14 protein-coding genes are annotated in these 13,076 nt (G+C 73.4%); 8 read left to right on the top strand and 6 right to left on the bottom strand.

Translation table 11 applies throughout. The features are described from left to right. Positions 1 to 123: 123 nt before the first annotated feature. The 6 genes from ACFVS9_RS09095 to ACFVS9_RS09070 all read left to right on the top strand — a co-directional run bounded on the left by ACFVS9_RS09095 (position 124) and on the right by ACFVS9_RS09070 (position 3,464). Positions 124 to 444 (top strand): hypothetical protein, encoded by a 321-nt coding sequence (locus tag ACFVS9_RS09095; RefSeq protein WP_389931170.1) that lies wholly within the window; start codon positions 124 to 126, stop codon positions 442 to 444. Positions 445 to 637: 193 nt separating this feature from the next. Next, positions 638 to 853: a hypothetical protein gene (locus ACFVS9_RS09090; RefSeq protein ID WP_383113468.1), complete on the top strand. Its 216-nt coding sequence runs from the start codon at positions 638 to 640 to the stop codon at positions 851 to 853. Between the two features lie 5 nt (positions 854 to 858). Then, entirely contained in the window at positions 859 to 1,203 is a 345-nt protein-coding gene (locus ACFVS9_RS09085; protein ID WP_383113467.1) for a hypothetical protein, read from the top strand. Between the two features lie 130 nt (positions 1,204 to 1,333). Next, positions 1,334 to 1,774 (top strand): hypothetical protein, encoded by a 441-nt coding sequence (locus ACFVS9_RS09080; RefSeq protein WP_383113466.1) that lies wholly within the window; start codon positions 1,334 to 1,336, stop codon positions 1,772 to 1,774. Between the two features lies 1 nt (position 1,775). Next, positions 1,776 to 3,161 (top strand): DUF1254 domain-containing protein, encoded by a 1,386-nt coding sequence (locus tag ACFVS9_RS09075; protein WP_389931168.1) that lies wholly within the window; start codon positions 1,776 to 1,778, stop codon positions 3,159 to 3,161. Positions 3,162 to 3,242: 81 nt separating this feature from the next. Beyond that, complete coding sequence (locus ACFVS9_RS09070) at positions 3,243 to 3,464, top strand: DUF2277 domain-containing protein (RefSeq protein ID WP_389931166.1); 222 nt, start codon at positions 3,243 to 3,245, stop codon at positions 3,462 to 3,464. A gap of 141 nt (positions 3,465 to 3,605) precedes the next feature. Here the strand turns inward: ACFVS9_RS09070 and ACFVS9_RS09065 are convergent, their stop codons facing one another. The 4 genes from ACFVS9_RS09065 to ACFVS9_RS09050 all read right to left on the bottom strand — a co-directional run bounded on the left by ACFVS9_RS09065 (position 3,606) and on the right by ACFVS9_RS09050 (position 7,476). Next, positions 3,606 to 4,262: a DedA family protein gene (locus ACFVS9_RS09065; RefSeq protein ID WP_383113463.1), complete on the bottom strand. Its 657-nt coding sequence runs from the start codon at positions 4,260 to 4,262 to the stop codon at positions 3,606 to 3,608. A 205-nt stretch (positions 4,263 to 4,467) separates the two neighbouring features. Then, a complete protein-coding gene (locus ACFVS9_RS09060; RefSeq protein WP_389931164.1) occupies positions 4,468 to 4,926 on the bottom strand; it encodes a DoxX family protein in 459 nt (152 codons plus the stop codon). 112 nt (positions 4,927 to 5,038) lie between these two features. Continuing rightward, positions 5,039 to 6,742 (bottom strand): alkaline phosphatase D family protein, encoded by a 1,704-nt coding sequence (locus ACFVS9_RS09055; protein WP_383113461.1) that lies wholly within the window; start codon positions 6,740 to 6,742, stop codon positions 5,039 to 5,041. An 89-nt stretch (positions 6,743 to 6,831) separates the two neighbouring features. Then, positions 6,832 to 7,476, bottom strand: coding sequence for an HNH endonuclease family protein (locus ACFVS9_RS09050; RefSeq protein ID WP_383113460.1), 645 nt, complete (start codon positions 7,474 to 7,476; stop codon positions 6,832 to 6,834). 496 nt (positions 7,477 to 7,972) lie between these two features. Here ACFVS9_RS09050 and ACFVS9_RS09045 point away from each other — a divergent pair, with 496 nt between their 5' ends. Then, positions 7,973 to 8,707 (top strand): ABC transporter permease, encoded by a 735-nt coding sequence (locus ACFVS9_RS09045; RefSeq protein WP_389931161.1) that lies wholly within the window; start codon positions 7,973 to 7,975, stop codon positions 8,705 to 8,707. 356 nt (positions 8,708 to 9,063) lie between these two features. Here the strand turns inward: ACFVS9_RS09045 and ACFVS9_RS09040 are convergent, their stop codons facing one another. Both ACFVS9_RS09040 and ACFVS9_RS09035 read right to left on the bottom strand, forming a co-directional pair. After that, a complete protein-coding gene (locus ACFVS9_RS09040) occupies positions 9,064 to 9,726 on the bottom strand; it encodes an HAD-IA family hydrolase (RefSeq protein WP_383113458.1) in 663 nt (220 codons plus the stop codon). A 203-nt stretch (positions 9,727 to 9,929) separates the two neighbouring features. Then, the gene (locus ACFVS9_RS09035) at positions 9,930 to 10,886 is read right to left on the bottom strand and encodes a peptidoglycan-binding protein (RefSeq protein WP_389931159.1); all 957 of its coding nucleotides are present in this window, start codon (positions 10,884 to 10,886) and stop codon (positions 9,930 to 9,932) included. Between the two features lie 141 nt (positions 10,887 to 11,027). Here ACFVS9_RS09035 and ACFVS9_RS09030 point away from each other — a divergent pair, with 141 nt between their 5' ends. Further along, positions 11,028 to 13,073, top strand: a complete 2,046-nt coding sequence (locus ACFVS9_RS09030) for a DHA2 family efflux MFS transporter permease subunit (protein ID WP_383113456.1) — start codon at positions 11,028 to 11,030, stop codon at positions 13,071 to 13,073. Positions 13,074 to 13,076: the final 3 nt, after the last annotated feature.

Below are 13,076 nucleotides of genomic sequence, written 5' to 3'. Positions count from 1 at the left end.
GGCAGTGAGGAAGAGACGTACCACGTCCCGGCGCCTGCCGGTAGCGGCCCGGCCGCCGTTCCCGCCCCCGCCGCGTGCGGCAGCGCCGCAGCCGGAGACGCCCAGGTCCTGGCGCATGACCCGGTGCGGGGCGGTGAGTCCCGGATCCGCGGCCTTCAGCTCCAGGAGCAGTCGTTCGGCCGTCCCGCCCTCGCGGGGCGGACCGCGGCCGATGCGCTTGAGCGCGGCGTCCACCCCGGCGAGGACCACGTCGACCTCACGCGAGCAGTTCAGGACGGCCTCGGGAACGATCACCCGGGCCTCGGCGTACCGGTCGCGGCAGTCGCGGCGGCCCAGTTCGAGCTGGGCCCGGTCGTCGTCCGTGCGGACCCCGTCGCGCGTGCGGTGCGGGGCGCCCTTGAGGAGCGTGTGGAGTGCGCCGGCGCCTGGTCACCCAGCTCGTGATCAGCGGGGCGAAGAGCGTGCCGAGCACGCCGACGACTGCGGTGACCATGGCTGCTACGGCTGCTACGGCTGCTACGGCTGCTACGGCTGCTGTGGCGGCGCTCATGCCGAGACCCGTACCGCTCCCCTGCCGGACGACGGGTGGCCTCCGTCCCGGGATGCGAGCCGGCGAGGCACAGGGGACCGTGGAGGCATGTCCGGACACCCGCCCGTGATCGTGTACCCGCCCTCCTCGACCGGTGGGCGGCGGGTGACCGTGCGCGGGCAGATCGTCGGGCTGGCGCACGGGCGCGGGGACGTCGCCTCCTACCTGCGGCGGGCCGGTCTCGCCGACGGGGCCGAGGAGATCGATCTCGACCGGCCGGAGTTGATCGAGTGGCGGGGCGGAGGCCTCGACACCTGGAGGTGAGCCCCGTGAGGCGTCGAGGAGCACACCGGCACGAGGCGTCACTCGAGCCTCCCCCCGGCTACTACGGGGCGAGCGGAGGAACGCCCGGCGTCACGCAGCGCGGCCTGATCCTCGACTGGGTGGTCAGCCGGCGGGTCGCGGCGGGGTGGCGCGTGGAGTCCCGGTCGGGAAGCCAGGCGGTCCTGGTACGCGGGCAGCCCGTCAACCATGTGCTGCACGCCCTCCTGACGGCGTTCTCGTGCTGCGTGTGGGGCGTGGTGTGGGCGGTGCTGGCCCTGACGAACAAGGTCGAGCGTGTGGTGGTCACCGTCGACGCGCAGGGTCAGGTCGTCACGGTGGGCGCACCCTGAAGCGGGTGTGGAGGTCACTCGAACGGGCACGTCCGGGTCGTCACCGGTGAGCCTGTCCCACAAGGTCGGACCTGCGGCCGCAGCAAGGGGCGGTCCGTCGAGCGGAGAGGAATCCGCGGAGAGGAATCCCATGTCCCGTCCAGCATCCGCCCCGGGCTCCTCCCGCCCTTCGCCCCCCTCCCCGCGCCCGGAGAACCCCTGGGTGGCCGGCGGGGTGATGTTCGCGGGGGTGCTGCTCGTCGTCGACGGCGTTCTGTCCGTCGTCAAAGGGATCGCGGGTCTCGCGTCCGACCAGGTGTACATGCGCATCGACGACTACACCTTCAAGTTCGGCGTCACCGCCTGGGGGTGGATCCACCTGGTCCTCGGGGTGGTCCTGGTGCTCGTGGGGTGGAGCATCCTCAAGGGCGTGCCGTGGGCCTGGGGTGTGGGCGTCGTGCTGGCCGCGCTGAACCTGATCGCCAACTTCGTCTGGCTGCCGTACCAGCCGGTGTGGGCGGTCATCTCCGTCGCGATCGACATCTTCGTGATCTGGGCCCTGTGCGTCCACCGGTCGAAGCCGGTCATCTGACGTGAGACAGGGGCGAAGTGGCCTGGAGCCGGACGCGATCACCGCGCTGGCCGCCGACGCGTACGTCTACGGATCGCCGCTCGTCCGTCAGCTGTCCGCCGTCCAGGCCTGCCTCCAGGAGGGCTGCGGGACGCTGGCACCTGCGCCGTTCAACGACTTCGCGCACGCGGACGGCCCGGCCACGCCCTCCACGCACGTCCCGTTCGCCCCGGCCGACCTCGTGGACGCGCTCGCCCAGCTCGACCTCTCCGGCGGGCCGGTCAGGCTGCACGTGCCGGACACCGACGGCGCCTACTACGTCCTGCAGTTCGTGGACGCGTGGGGCAACGCCTTCGCCTACCTCGGGCCCCGGGCCACCGGCACGGGCGAGGGGGACTGGATGATCGTGCCGCCCGGCTGGGCCGGCACCGTGCCCGACGGGGTGACCGGGGTGATCGACGCGCCCACCTCCGTCGCCTCCGTCGTCGGCCGTCTCGCGTGCGACGGGCCCGAGGACATGCCCCGGATCCGCGCGCTCCAGCAGGAGCTCACCCTCACGCACCTCGGCGACCGCGCCCACCGGACCGGGCTCCCGGCGACCGAGCCCGGAGTGCCGGGGGAGCTGCGGTTCTTCGAGGAACTCCGGGTGTGGATGGGGGACTTCCCGCCCGCCCCCGCCGATCGCGCCTACCAGGACCGCTTCCAGCCCCTGGGCCTCCTGGAGGAAGGCCTCTCGCCGTACGTGTCGCCCCGGCCCGGTCTCGTGCGCGCGCTGAGGCGGGGGCTGGCGCTCGGCAGGCTGCGGGTCGAGGAGGAGGCCCGGCGGCTCGCGACGGCTCCCGCCGGGCCGCCGGGAGCCTGGCGGACGGTGCCGCACCTGCGCGACCACAACCTGGACCACCTGGGGGTCGGAACGCTCGGCTCACCGGAGTGGAGGATCCCCGACCGGGAGGCGTCGTACCTGGTCAGAGCGGTGGCCGCCCGGCGGGACCGCTGGCTGCCCCACGGGTACGAGGCGGTGTACGCGCACACCTCCCGCGACGCCCTCGGCCACCCGCTCGACGGGTCCCGCCGCTACGTGCTGCGCCTGGACCAGCCGCCGCCGGTCCGGGGCCTCTGGTCGCTGACCGCGTACGACAGCCCCGGGGGCCACCTGGTCGCGAACGCGGAGGAGCGCTACGCGGTCGGGAACCGGACGCCCGGGCTGGTCCACGCCGCCGACGGCTCGCTGACGCTGCACCTCGCCGCGGAACGCCCGGCGGACCCCGTGGCCGCGGCAAACTGGCTCCCGGTGCCGCCGGGCGCCTTCCGGCCGCTGATGCGGCTGCTCCTGCCCGGCCAGGCCGTTCTCGACGGGAGCTACGCCATCCCGCCGATCGAGCCGTACGGGAACCGGCCGGGAGTGTAGGTCGCCGCCCCCGGAGTCCCGGCGGCGGGCGGTTCCGGGGTCGTGAGGCGCGTTGTCGGTGGCGCGTCGCACACTGGAGACATGTGCCGCAGCATCAAGACGCTTCGTCCGCCCGCCATCCCCGAAGAGGCCACCGAGGAGGAGATGAGAGCCGCCGCCCTGCAGTACGTCCGCAAGGTGTCGGGCTTCCGCGCACCCGCCGCGTACAACCAGGAGGTCTTCGACCGTGCCGTGGCCGAGATCGCCGAGTCGACCCGGCGACTGCTGGACGGCCTGGAGATACGGGGCGCGGCCCGGGTCTGAGCGGCCGGGGCCGGACGGCCGGAGGGACCGTGCGGGTGACCGGGCCGCGCCGGTCCGGACGGTGTGGGACGTCCGCACGTGCCGTCCGGGCCGGGCGGTGCGTCGTCCGCGCGTGCCCCTGGGCTTCCGGAGCGCTCGCCCTCAGGTTCCGGCCGGGGCCCCGGCGGTGTGGACCGGGGCGGGGACGGGGCGGCGTACGACCGCTGCCGCGAGGGCGCCCGCCACGAACAGGGCCAGGACCGAGACGGCCGTGCCGAGCCAGCCCGCGCCGAGCCACTGGGCGCCGAAGTAGCCGAGCCCCACGCTGTAGACCGCCCAGGCCACACCGGCCACGGCCGACCAGGGCAGGAACTCCTTCACCTTGCGGTGGGCGGCGCCCGCTCCCAGCGAGACGACGGAGCGGCCGGCCGGTGCGAAACGGGCGATGACGACGAGGGCCCCTCCACCACGGCTCAGCGCCGCACCGAGGCGTTCCTGGGCGGAGGTGAGGCGGCGTGAGCGGGCGATGGCCCGGTCGAGGCGGTCGCCACCGCGCCAGGCGAGACGGTAGGCGACGAGGTCACCGAGCACCGAGGCGGTCGCCGCGCAGAGGATCAGGACCAGGAGCGAGGGCACGTGCCGGGTGGCTCCGCCGGCCGCGGCGGTGACCGTGGTCGTGCTCGCGGCAGCGGCCGTGGCGGCGGTGATCACCAGGACACCGCTGGGGAGGACGGGGAGGAACACGTCCAGGAGCACCGAGAGGGCGACCACCGCGTAGATCCATGGGCTGCCGGTCAGCGCACCCACACTCTCGAGCACTTTCTACTCCCCGTTCCCGTGTTCCGTGTCAACGCCGCGACGTCGCAGGGGAGCGGCAGGAGCGGCAGGGCCAGCTGTACAGCGTACGCCTGACGTTCACCCGGTTCACCAGGTATGCGCCGGGAGATCGTCCGATGTCGCGCAGGTCACGTGCCACCCCGGCCCCCCTCGACGAAGGGGGGCCGGGGCGTGGGGAGCGTGCGGGTCAGACCGAGACGGCCGGGGCCTTCTCGTGGGCGGGCCGGTCCTCACCCTCCGGGCCGCCGCGCGAGGAGAAGAACCGGTCCAGGGCCAGGGCGCCGGAGCCGGTGAAGACCAGCAGCAGGAAGGCCCAGCAGAAGACCGCCGACGCCTCGCCGCCGTTCTGGAGGGGGAACAGCGACGCGGGCTGGTGCACCTTGAAGTACGCGTAGGCCATGGAGCCGGAGGAGATGAGAGCGGCGGCGCGGGTGCCGAGGCCGAGTGCGACCAGGGTGCCGCCGACGAGCTGGATGACCGCGGCGTACCAGCCCGGCCAGGTGCCGGTGGGGACGGTGCCGCCGCCCATGGAGCCGCCCAGGACCCCGAAGAGCGAGGCGGCCCCGTGGCACGCGAAGAGGAAACCGACGACGATACGGAAGAGGCCGAGCGCGTAGGGCTGGGCTTGGTTCAGGCGTATGGACATGGGGGGTGGGGCTCCTTCGGTCTGGGGACGTGAACCGATCGAGGGCCAACAGGTTAGGGTGGCCTCACCATTACTTGCAAGTTCAACATTCTGTCGACTGGCTGAAAATTGGTCATTCGTTCGAAGTCAGTGAACGCTCCAACACGGTCTCCAGCTGCGCCCCTGTGGGCCGGGCTCTGGCCTGAACCAATGTCAGTACAGCTTTCCGGCCGTGCAGGGTGAGCGTCATCAGTTGATTGCCGAACCACGGTCCGCCTGTCTTACGCCAGCGGACCGGAGGGCGTCTCGTCCGCCCGTGGAGCGCCAGCGCGCGCCCGAGCCGCCGGCCCGCACCGCTCCACCCGAAGCGGAAGCCGGCGCGCAGGTGGGCGGGGACGGAGTTGTGGACGGGAGAGCAGGTCAGTTGCAGGACGCGTGCGGCGCGCGTGCCGTCAGGGGCTGAGCCGGACCACTGGGGCTCGGCGATGTAGGCATGGTGCACATCGCCCGAGAGCACGCATACCGTGGCAGGTCCGTCCTGCGCCCGTGCGGCCTCCCGCAACAGCTCCGACAGCCAACGGAACGAGTCCGGGAACGCGGCCCAATGCTCCAGGTCGGCGGCCCTGCGCACCTTCTCCCCGAGGCGCGCCCAGCGCTCGCCGCGCCCGCCGCGGCACATCTCGGCGTTCCACGCCTCCAGGTCGTGGACGAGGGGCGGCAGGAGCCACGGCAGCGAGGTGCCGATCAGCAGATGGTCGTACGCGGCGGGGTCCGCGAGCACCTCGTCGGCCAGCCACCTGGCCTCCTCGTCGCGGAGCATCGAGCGGCGCCGCTCGTCGAGGGTCCGGGCCGCCCGGGTGTCCACCATCAGCAGCCGTACTCGGCCGAAAACACGCCGGTAGCTCCATCGCGTCCGGGTGGGGTCGGCGTCCGCGGCCGCGGCGTGGGCGCGCAGGGTCTCGGTGCCGTCCGGTGCGGCGCGCACGGCCGCGTAGACCGGGTCGGCCTCCAGGGCGTCGGGGGAGAGGTTTCCGAGGTGCTGGTAGACCCAGTACGACATGAGTCCGCTGACGATCCGCTCGTGCCACCAGGGTGTGCGGCGCATGTCGCGGACCCACGCCTCGCTGGTGTTCCAGTCGTCCACGATGTCGTGGTCGTCGAAGATCATGCAGCTGGGGACGGTGGAGAGCAGCCAGCGCACGTCCGGGTCGCGCCAGGACTCGTCGTAGAGGTGGGTGTACTCCTCGTAGTCCGCGACCTCGGCGCCCGGCGCCTCCTTCAGGTCCCTGCGGGCCGCGAGCCGCCGCCGCACCGCGGGGGACGTCTCGTCCGCGTACACCTGGTCGCCCAGGAGCAGCAGCACGTCCGGGCGGACCGCCCCGGGGTCCGCGGCGAGGCGGACCGCCAGTGTGTCGAGGGCGTCGGGGCCGACGGGGTCGCCGCTGCCCGAGCCCGGGAAGGCGCCGTCGCCGTGGGCGGGCGGCGCGGCCCACCGGCAGGAGCCGAACGCGACCCGGACCGGGCCCGCCTCCTCGGGCTGTGGCACCGCGGGCGTGGTGATGGTGCTCGGCGGGAAGCGGGAGTCCTCGGGCGGCCAGACGCGGCGGCCGTCGAGCAGTACCTCGTAGGGCGTGACCGAACCGGGCGTCAGCCCCGTCACCACCACCAGGGCGTAGTGGTGGCCCTGGACGGCGAACGTGGGGGAGGAGCCCGCCGCCCCGTCCGCGCAGCGGACCTCCGCGGTGCAGGGCCTGGTCGACTCCACCCAGACGGTCGCCCGGGAGCCGGTCTCCCAGTCGACGTACCTCAGCAGCGGTCCCAGGCGTAGCCCGGCCATGTGTGCCCTCCTCGCGTCGCCGATGGCTCCGTAGGGTACGGAACGACGGGAGGAGGGCGGGCCGGGTCACGCCCGTGACGGAGGGCGGGTCAGCAGCCGTTCAGGACGGACTGCAGAGCGCTCTTCTCGGTGGAGTCGACGCTGAGGCCGTAGTAGTGCTTCACGTGCACCCAGGCGCGTGCGTAGGTGCAGCGGTAGGCGGTGCGCGGCGGGAGCCACTTGCCCGGGTCCTTGTCGCTCTTGGACTGGTTGACGTTGTCGGTGACCGCGATGAGCTGGGGCCGGGTCAGGTCGTTGGCGAAGGACTGGCGCTGGGCCGTGGTCCAGCTGCTGGCCCCGGAGCGCCAGGCCTCGGCGAGCGGGACCATGTGGTCGATGTCCAGGTCGGACGCGGCGGTCCAGGTGGCTCCGTCGTACTCCGAGTACCAGGTGCCGCTGGTCGCCGCGCAGGCGGAGTCCTGGACGACGCCGGTGCCGTCGCGCTTCAGCACCACTTCCCGGGTGTTGCAGGTTCCCGACTGGGTGATCCAGTGGGGGAACTTGTCACGGCTGTAGCCGGAGGACGAGCCCTCGGCGGAGACGGTGAGCTGGCTCAGATACGTACGGGCGGTCGATGCGGCGACCGGGGTGGGCATCGCGGCCTGGGCGGTCGGTGCCGTGAGGAGCCCGGTGGTGGCGGCGAGCGCGGCCGAGGCGGCGACTACAGCTATGCGACGCGCGTAGATACCTGACATGTGAACTCCCTTGATATGGGGGGATGTCGTGCGGGCAACCTGCGGAGCCCGGCCATCGTGGCGGCACCGGGTTTCGGTGGGGTGGTCGCCAGGTAACAGAGTGACGACATGCGCACGTCACATCAAGAGGTAGGACGGTCGGTCTGACGTCCCGTCCGAAAGGTGTTCGAGGCGCGAAGTTGACGTTCCGGTGATCCCGGGGCGGTCCGGAGGGTGTCCACGCCCCCTCCGGGGCTTCTTCGTCCCGGGCGTTCGTGAGCCCGGAGCGGCCCCGGGCGGGAGGCGTGTGAGTGTCCGTGGAGCCCGGCCGGGGCTCGTGGGCCGTGCCGGGTGGCCCGTACGCCGGGGTGTCCCCCCGCGGGCCGGGAGGGCGGCTCGGCGGGACCCCGCGCACCGGGAGGACGGGCCGCCGTCGGCGCCGCCGGACGCGGCGGGGTCGGGCACCCCTCGCGTACCGGGAGGAAGGCGGCACAGGGTGCCCCCTTAGGGTGGCCGGGTGTTGCTTCCGGTCACTCCCACGCTCGGCGTCGTGCTCGCCGTACTCCTGGTGTTCGCCGTCGCCGTCGCCGGGTGGGCCTCGCTCGGGCGGGGCCGCGAGATCGCCGTCGCCGGGCTGCGGGCCGCGGTCCAACTGGCCGCCGTCTCGCTGCTCATCGGCTGGGTGGTGCGCTCGCTGGGGCCGCTGCTCGGCTTCCTCGCGCTGATGTTCGCCGTCGCGGTGCGTACCGCAGGCCGGCGGATCACCCCCAACCGCACCTGGTGGTGGGCCGCGCTGCCGATCGCCGCGGGTGTCGTGCCCGTGGTCGTGGCACTGCTGCTCACCGGGCTGCTCCCGCCGCGCGGCATCGCGCTGATCCCGGTCACGGGCATCCTCATCGGGGGCGCGCTCACCGCGACCGTGCTCGGCGGGCGGCGCGCGCTGGACGAACTCGGGGCGCGGCGCGGGGAGGTGGAGGCCGGGATGGCGCTCGGACTGCTCGACCGGGACGCCCGGCTGGAGATCGCCCGTCCCGCGGCGTCGGACGCGCTGCTGCCGGGACTGGACCAGACCCGGACCGTGGGGCTCGTCACCCTGCCCGGGGCGTTCGTGGGCATGCTGCTGGGCGGCGCCTCACCTGTTCAGGCGGGCGCCGTGCAGCTGTTCGTCCTGGTGGCCCTGATGGCGGTGCAGGCGGTCGCCGTCGCGCTGGTGCTGGAACTGGTCGCACGAGGGCTGCTGCACCGGGACTGACCCGGGGCGGCAAGGCGGAGGAGCGAGGGCCGGGGCGAATCCGCGCGGGGGCCACGGGGTTTCCTGTGCGGGGGGTCGAGCCTCCTGGGGCCACGGGGTTCCGTACGCGGGGCGTCGAGTCGCCCGGGACCACGGGGTTCCCTGTGCGGGGGGTCGAGCCCCCTGGGGCCACGGGGTTCCGTACGCGGGGCGTCGAGTCGCCCGGGACCACGGGGTTCCGTACGCGGAGGGTCGAGCCCCCTGGGACCACGGGGTTCCGTACGCGGAGGGTCGAGCCCCTCAGGGCCCGGTACGCGGGCGGAGGGGCAGCCCTCCGGTCCTGCGGAATCCGGTGCGTGGAGGGGTGGCCCCCGCCGCTACGCGACCTCGATGTGCAACCGGATCGAACCGTCCGCGCCCGCTTCCACCCGGAGCCGCGTCAGGTCCTCGACATGGGCGTCGGGGGAGAGCGCGGCGGCGCGCGGGCCGACGCCCACGACGCGCATGCCCGCGGCCCGGCCCGCCATGACGCCGGCCTCCGAGTCCTCGAACACGACACAGTCCGCCGGGTCGAAGCCCAGCTCGGCCGCGCCCTTGAGGAAGCCCTCGGGGTCCGGCTTGCTGGCTCCCACCAGCTCCGCGGTGACGCGCGTCTCCGGCATCGGCAGGGCCGCGGCCGTCATCCGCGCCTGCGCGAGCGCCTCGTCGGCCGAGGTCACGAGCGCGTGCGGGAGGGTGGCGATCGACGCCATGAAGGCGGGGGCGCCGCCGATGGGGACGACGCCCTCGGTGTCGGCGGTCTCCTCGGCGAGCATCAGGCGGTTCTCCGCGTGGTTCTGCTCCATCGGGCGGTCCGGCAGCAGGGCCGCCATCGTCGCGTAGCCCTGGCGGCCGTGGACCACCTTGAGCGCGGCCTCGGGGTCCAGCCCCTGCGCGGTCGCCCAGCGGCGCCAGCAGCGTTCCACCACCGCGTCGGAATTCACGAGGGTGCCGTCCATGTCCAGCAGGAGGGCGCGGGCTTCGAGGACGGTGGCCGGCATCGGCATGCTCCAGAGCGCGGGGGAACAGCTCATCGCTGCGGGTGACGAAGAAACAAGCAGCCCCGCCCGCCGGTCAGGGTGAACGGGCGGAGGCTACTTTGTTCCACCACGATACAAAAACCGTCGCGGAAACGCCAGTCCGGCGCACCGGGGATGCGGCCCCGCGCCGGTTCCGCGTCCTCACGGGTCCGGCGGGAGGCCGCTCAGGACCTGCGGCCCCTGCCGCTCGTCTGCGCCTCCAGGGCGGCCCGGGTCTCCGGCCCGTAGACCCCCGGGGGGTCGTTCCTGACCGATACCCACCGCTGGTACTCGGCGACGGCCTGCTCCACCTGCTGCGAGTAGTCGCCGTTCTCCGGTCCCCGGTAGACCCAGATCTCCTGGAGGCGCCGCTGGAGCTCGGAGACCTCCGCGCCGCGGTCCCCCCGGCGGAGCGTCGTCCCGGACTCCTCCTCGGCGGGGGGCGCCACCGCCTCCGTCGTGGCGGGCGCCATCGTCGCGCTGGCCGAGGGTGACGGCTGCCGGGAGGCGGTCGCCGACGCCGACGCCGAGGCCGACGGGCTGTCCGACGGGGAGGGCGACGCCGACGGGGACGCCGAAGCCGACGCCGACCGGGACGGAGTGGCGGAGGCCGAGGCGGACGGGGACTCCGACACGGTCGCGGCCGGCTCGCCGCCCGCGTCCGGCATGCTCGTCATGGCCTCGGGCAGAGCCGTGTCACGGCTGTCCTCGTCGTCGAACAGGCCCCCGGCGAAAGCCGCCGTCCCCACCACCGCGGCCACCGCGGCCCCCACCGCGACGACGGCGAACGGCCGCCGGCGGCGTGGCTGCACGGGATCGGGGCCGCCGCCCGCGTAGGCCGCCGCGGTCCGCCGGCGGGTCCCGTCCGCGACGGCGCCGCCGGGCGGCGCGCCCGGTGCGGCCCCCCTGGCGCCGTCCAGGAAGAGCGGCATCGTCGTGGCCGCGTCAGGGGTGCCGTGGTCCTGCGCGTCGTCGCTGTTCAGCGTCACGTACGGCCGGATCCGCAGCGGGTCGAAATCCTCGGCCGCCGCGATCTCCGCCGTACGGGCGTCCCGTGCGGCCGCCCCCGCTCCGCAGGCGCACCCCGCCCCCGGTCTCGCGCCCCGCTCGCCACCGCACTCCGGGCATATATGTCCGGTCATCGTGGGTTCCCCTCCCCTTTGAACTGCCTGCGATTATGCAAGGCCGCCGCGGGGAAGCCCAACGCCCGCGGCGGCGGCTCGGCAGGCCATAACGGCACACAGCGGCCAGGATGGGGTGGAAGCGGACCCGAGGAGATGCTCATGGCCCAGCAGCTGAGCCCGCCACCCCCTGCCACAGGTGAGGGGCGGTCCCGGCGGAACGTCCTGGTGTCCATCGGCGCCCTGCTCCTCGGCATGCTGCTCGCCGCACTCGATCAGACCATCGTGTCCACCGCACTCCCCACGATCGTCAGCGAACTGGGCGGCCTGGACCACCTGTCGTGGGTGGTGACCGCCTACCTGCTGGCGGCGACCGCGGCCACCCCGCTCTGGGGCAAGCTCGGCGACCAGTACGGGCGCAAGAAGCTCTTCCAGACCGCCATCGTCATCTTCCTCGTGGGCTCCGCGCTCTGCGGCATGGCCCAGAACATGCCGCAGCTGATCGGCTTCCGCGCCCTCCAGGGACTCGGCGGCGGCGGCCTGATGGTGCTGTCGATGGCGATCGTCGGAGACATCGTCACCCCGCGCGAACGAGGCAAGTACCAGGGCCTCTTCGGCGCGGTCTTCGGAGTGACCAGCGTGCTGGGGCCGCTGCTCGGCGGCCTCTTCACCCAGCACCTCAGCTGGCGCTGGGTCTTCTACATCAACCTGCCCATCGGCGTCGTCGCGCTGCTCGTCATCGCCACGTCCCTCCACATCCCGGTCCGCCGCACCCGGCACACCATCGACTACCTGGGCACCTTCCTCATCGCCTCCGCCGCCACCTGCCTGGTCCTCGTCGCCTCGCTCGGCGGCACCACCTGGGCCTGGGGCTCCGTGCAGATCATCGCCCTCGCGGTCCTCTCCGTGGTGCTGCTGGCGGCGTTCATCGCGGCCGAGCGGCGGGCGGCTGAGCCCGTGCTGCCGCTGAGGCTGTTCCGGAAGAGGACCTTCAGCCTCGTCGCGGTCATCAGCTTCGTCATCGGCTTCGCGATGTTCGGCGCCATGACCTACCTGCCGACGTTCCTCCAGGTCGTGCACGGCATCACCCCGACCCTGTCCGGTGTGCACATGCTGCCGATGGTCTTCGGGCTCCTGATCACCTCGACCGGATCCGGCCAGATCGTCAGCCGGACGGGACGCTGGAAGGTCTTCCCGATCGCCGGCACCGCCGTCACCGTGATCGGCCTGCTGCTGCTCCACACGCTCTCCGAGAACAGCTCCACCCTGACGATGAGCCTCTGCTTCTTCGTCTTCGGCGCCGGGCTCGGCCTGGTGATGCAGGTGCTCGTGCTCATCGTGCAGAACTCCGTCGGCTACGAGGACCTCGGTGTCGCCACGTCGGGGGCGACCTTCTTCCGGTCCATCGGCGCCTCGTTCGGCGTCGCCGTGTTCGGCACCATCTTCACCAACCGGCTGACCGGCAAACTCGCCGACGCGCTCACCGGCCGCGCCCTTCCCCCCGGGGTCGACGCCGGATCGCTCGCCGCCGACCCGCGGGCCATCGGCCGCCTCCCGGCAGGTCTGCGGCCCTCGGTGCTGACCGCGTACTCGACCTCGATCACCGACGTCTTCCTGTACGCGGCACCGGTCGTCCTCGTCGCGTTCGTCTTCGCCTGGTTCCTCAAGGAGGAGCCCCTGCGCGGGTCGGTGACCGCACCCGACAGCAGCGAGACCCTCGCCTCGAACCCGGTCCAGCGCTCCTCGTACGACGAGTGCGCCCGCGCGCTGTCGGTGCTCGCCACCCGGGAGGGGCGCCGGGAGATCTACGAGAAGATCACCGCGAAGGCCGGATACGAGCTGCAGCCCGCCGCCAGCTGGCTCCTGCTGCGCATCAAACGGCACGGCACCGTCGAACCCGGCCGGCTCGCCGAGGTCGCCCCCGTGCCGCTCAGGGTGATCACCTCGGCGGCACGCCAGGTGGAGGGGCTCGGCTACGCCCGGCGCGAGGGGATGCAGCTGGTGCTCACCGAACGGGGCGCGGAGGCCGTGGTGCGGCTGTCCCAGGCCCGCGAGGAGTCACTGGCCGAACTGCTGGGCGACTGGTGGGGTCCGGACCGGCCCACCGACCTGGTCCGCCTGGTGACCGAGCTGTCGGCCGAGGTGAGCGGATCGAGCCGGGAGCGGCCGCACATGCCCGAACCGCGCCGGGACCACTCGGTGGGCTGACCC

The organism is Streptomyces sp. NPDC058008 (assembly GCF_042886395.1).
Lineage (GTDB): Bacteria > Actinomycetota > Actinomycetes > Streptomycetales > Streptomycetaceae > Streptomyces.
This window is presented reverse-complemented; position numbering and strand designations above follow the sequence as displayed.

Excerpts from the sequence above, each read along its gene's own strand:
- ACFVS9_RS09090 (WP_383113468.1), top strand. The coding sequence starts at position 638 with ATGTCCGGACACCCGCCCGTGATCGTGTACCCGCCCTCCTCGACCGGT.
- ACFVS9_RS09080 (WP_383113466.1), top strand. The coding sequence starts at position 1,334 with ATGTCCCGTCCAGCATCCGCCCCGGGCTCCTCCCGCCCTTCGCCCCCC.
- ACFVS9_RS09070 (WP_389931166.1), top strand. The coding sequence starts at position 3,243 with ATGTGCCGCAGCATCAAGACGCTTCGTCCGCCCGCCATCCCCGAAGAG.
- ACFVS9_RS09060 (WP_389931164.1), bottom strand. The coding sequence starts at position 4,926 with ATGTCCATACGCCTGAACCAAGCCCAGCCCTACGCGCTCGGCCTCTTC.
- ACFVS9_RS09055 (WP_383113461.1), bottom strand. The coding sequence starts at position 6,742 with ATGGCCGGGCTACGCCTGGGACCGCTGCTGAGGTACGTCGACTGGGAG.
- ACFVS9_RS09050 (WP_383113460.1), bottom strand. The coding sequence starts at position 7,476 with ATGTCAGGTATCTACGCGCGTCGCATAGCTGTAGTCGCCGCCTCGGCC.
- ACFVS9_RS09040 (WP_383113458.1), bottom strand. The coding sequence starts at position 9,726 with ATGCCGGCCACCGTCCTCGAAGCCCGCGCCCTCCTGCTGGACATGGAC.
- ACFVS9_RS09035 (WP_389931159.1), bottom strand. The coding sequence starts at position 10,886 with ATGACCGGACATATATGCCCGGAGTGCGGTGGCGAGCGGGGCGCGAGA.
- ACFVS9_RS09030 (WP_383113456.1), top strand. The coding sequence starts at position 11,028 with ATGGCCCAGCAGCTGAGCCCGCCACCCCCTGCCACAGGTGAGGGGCGG.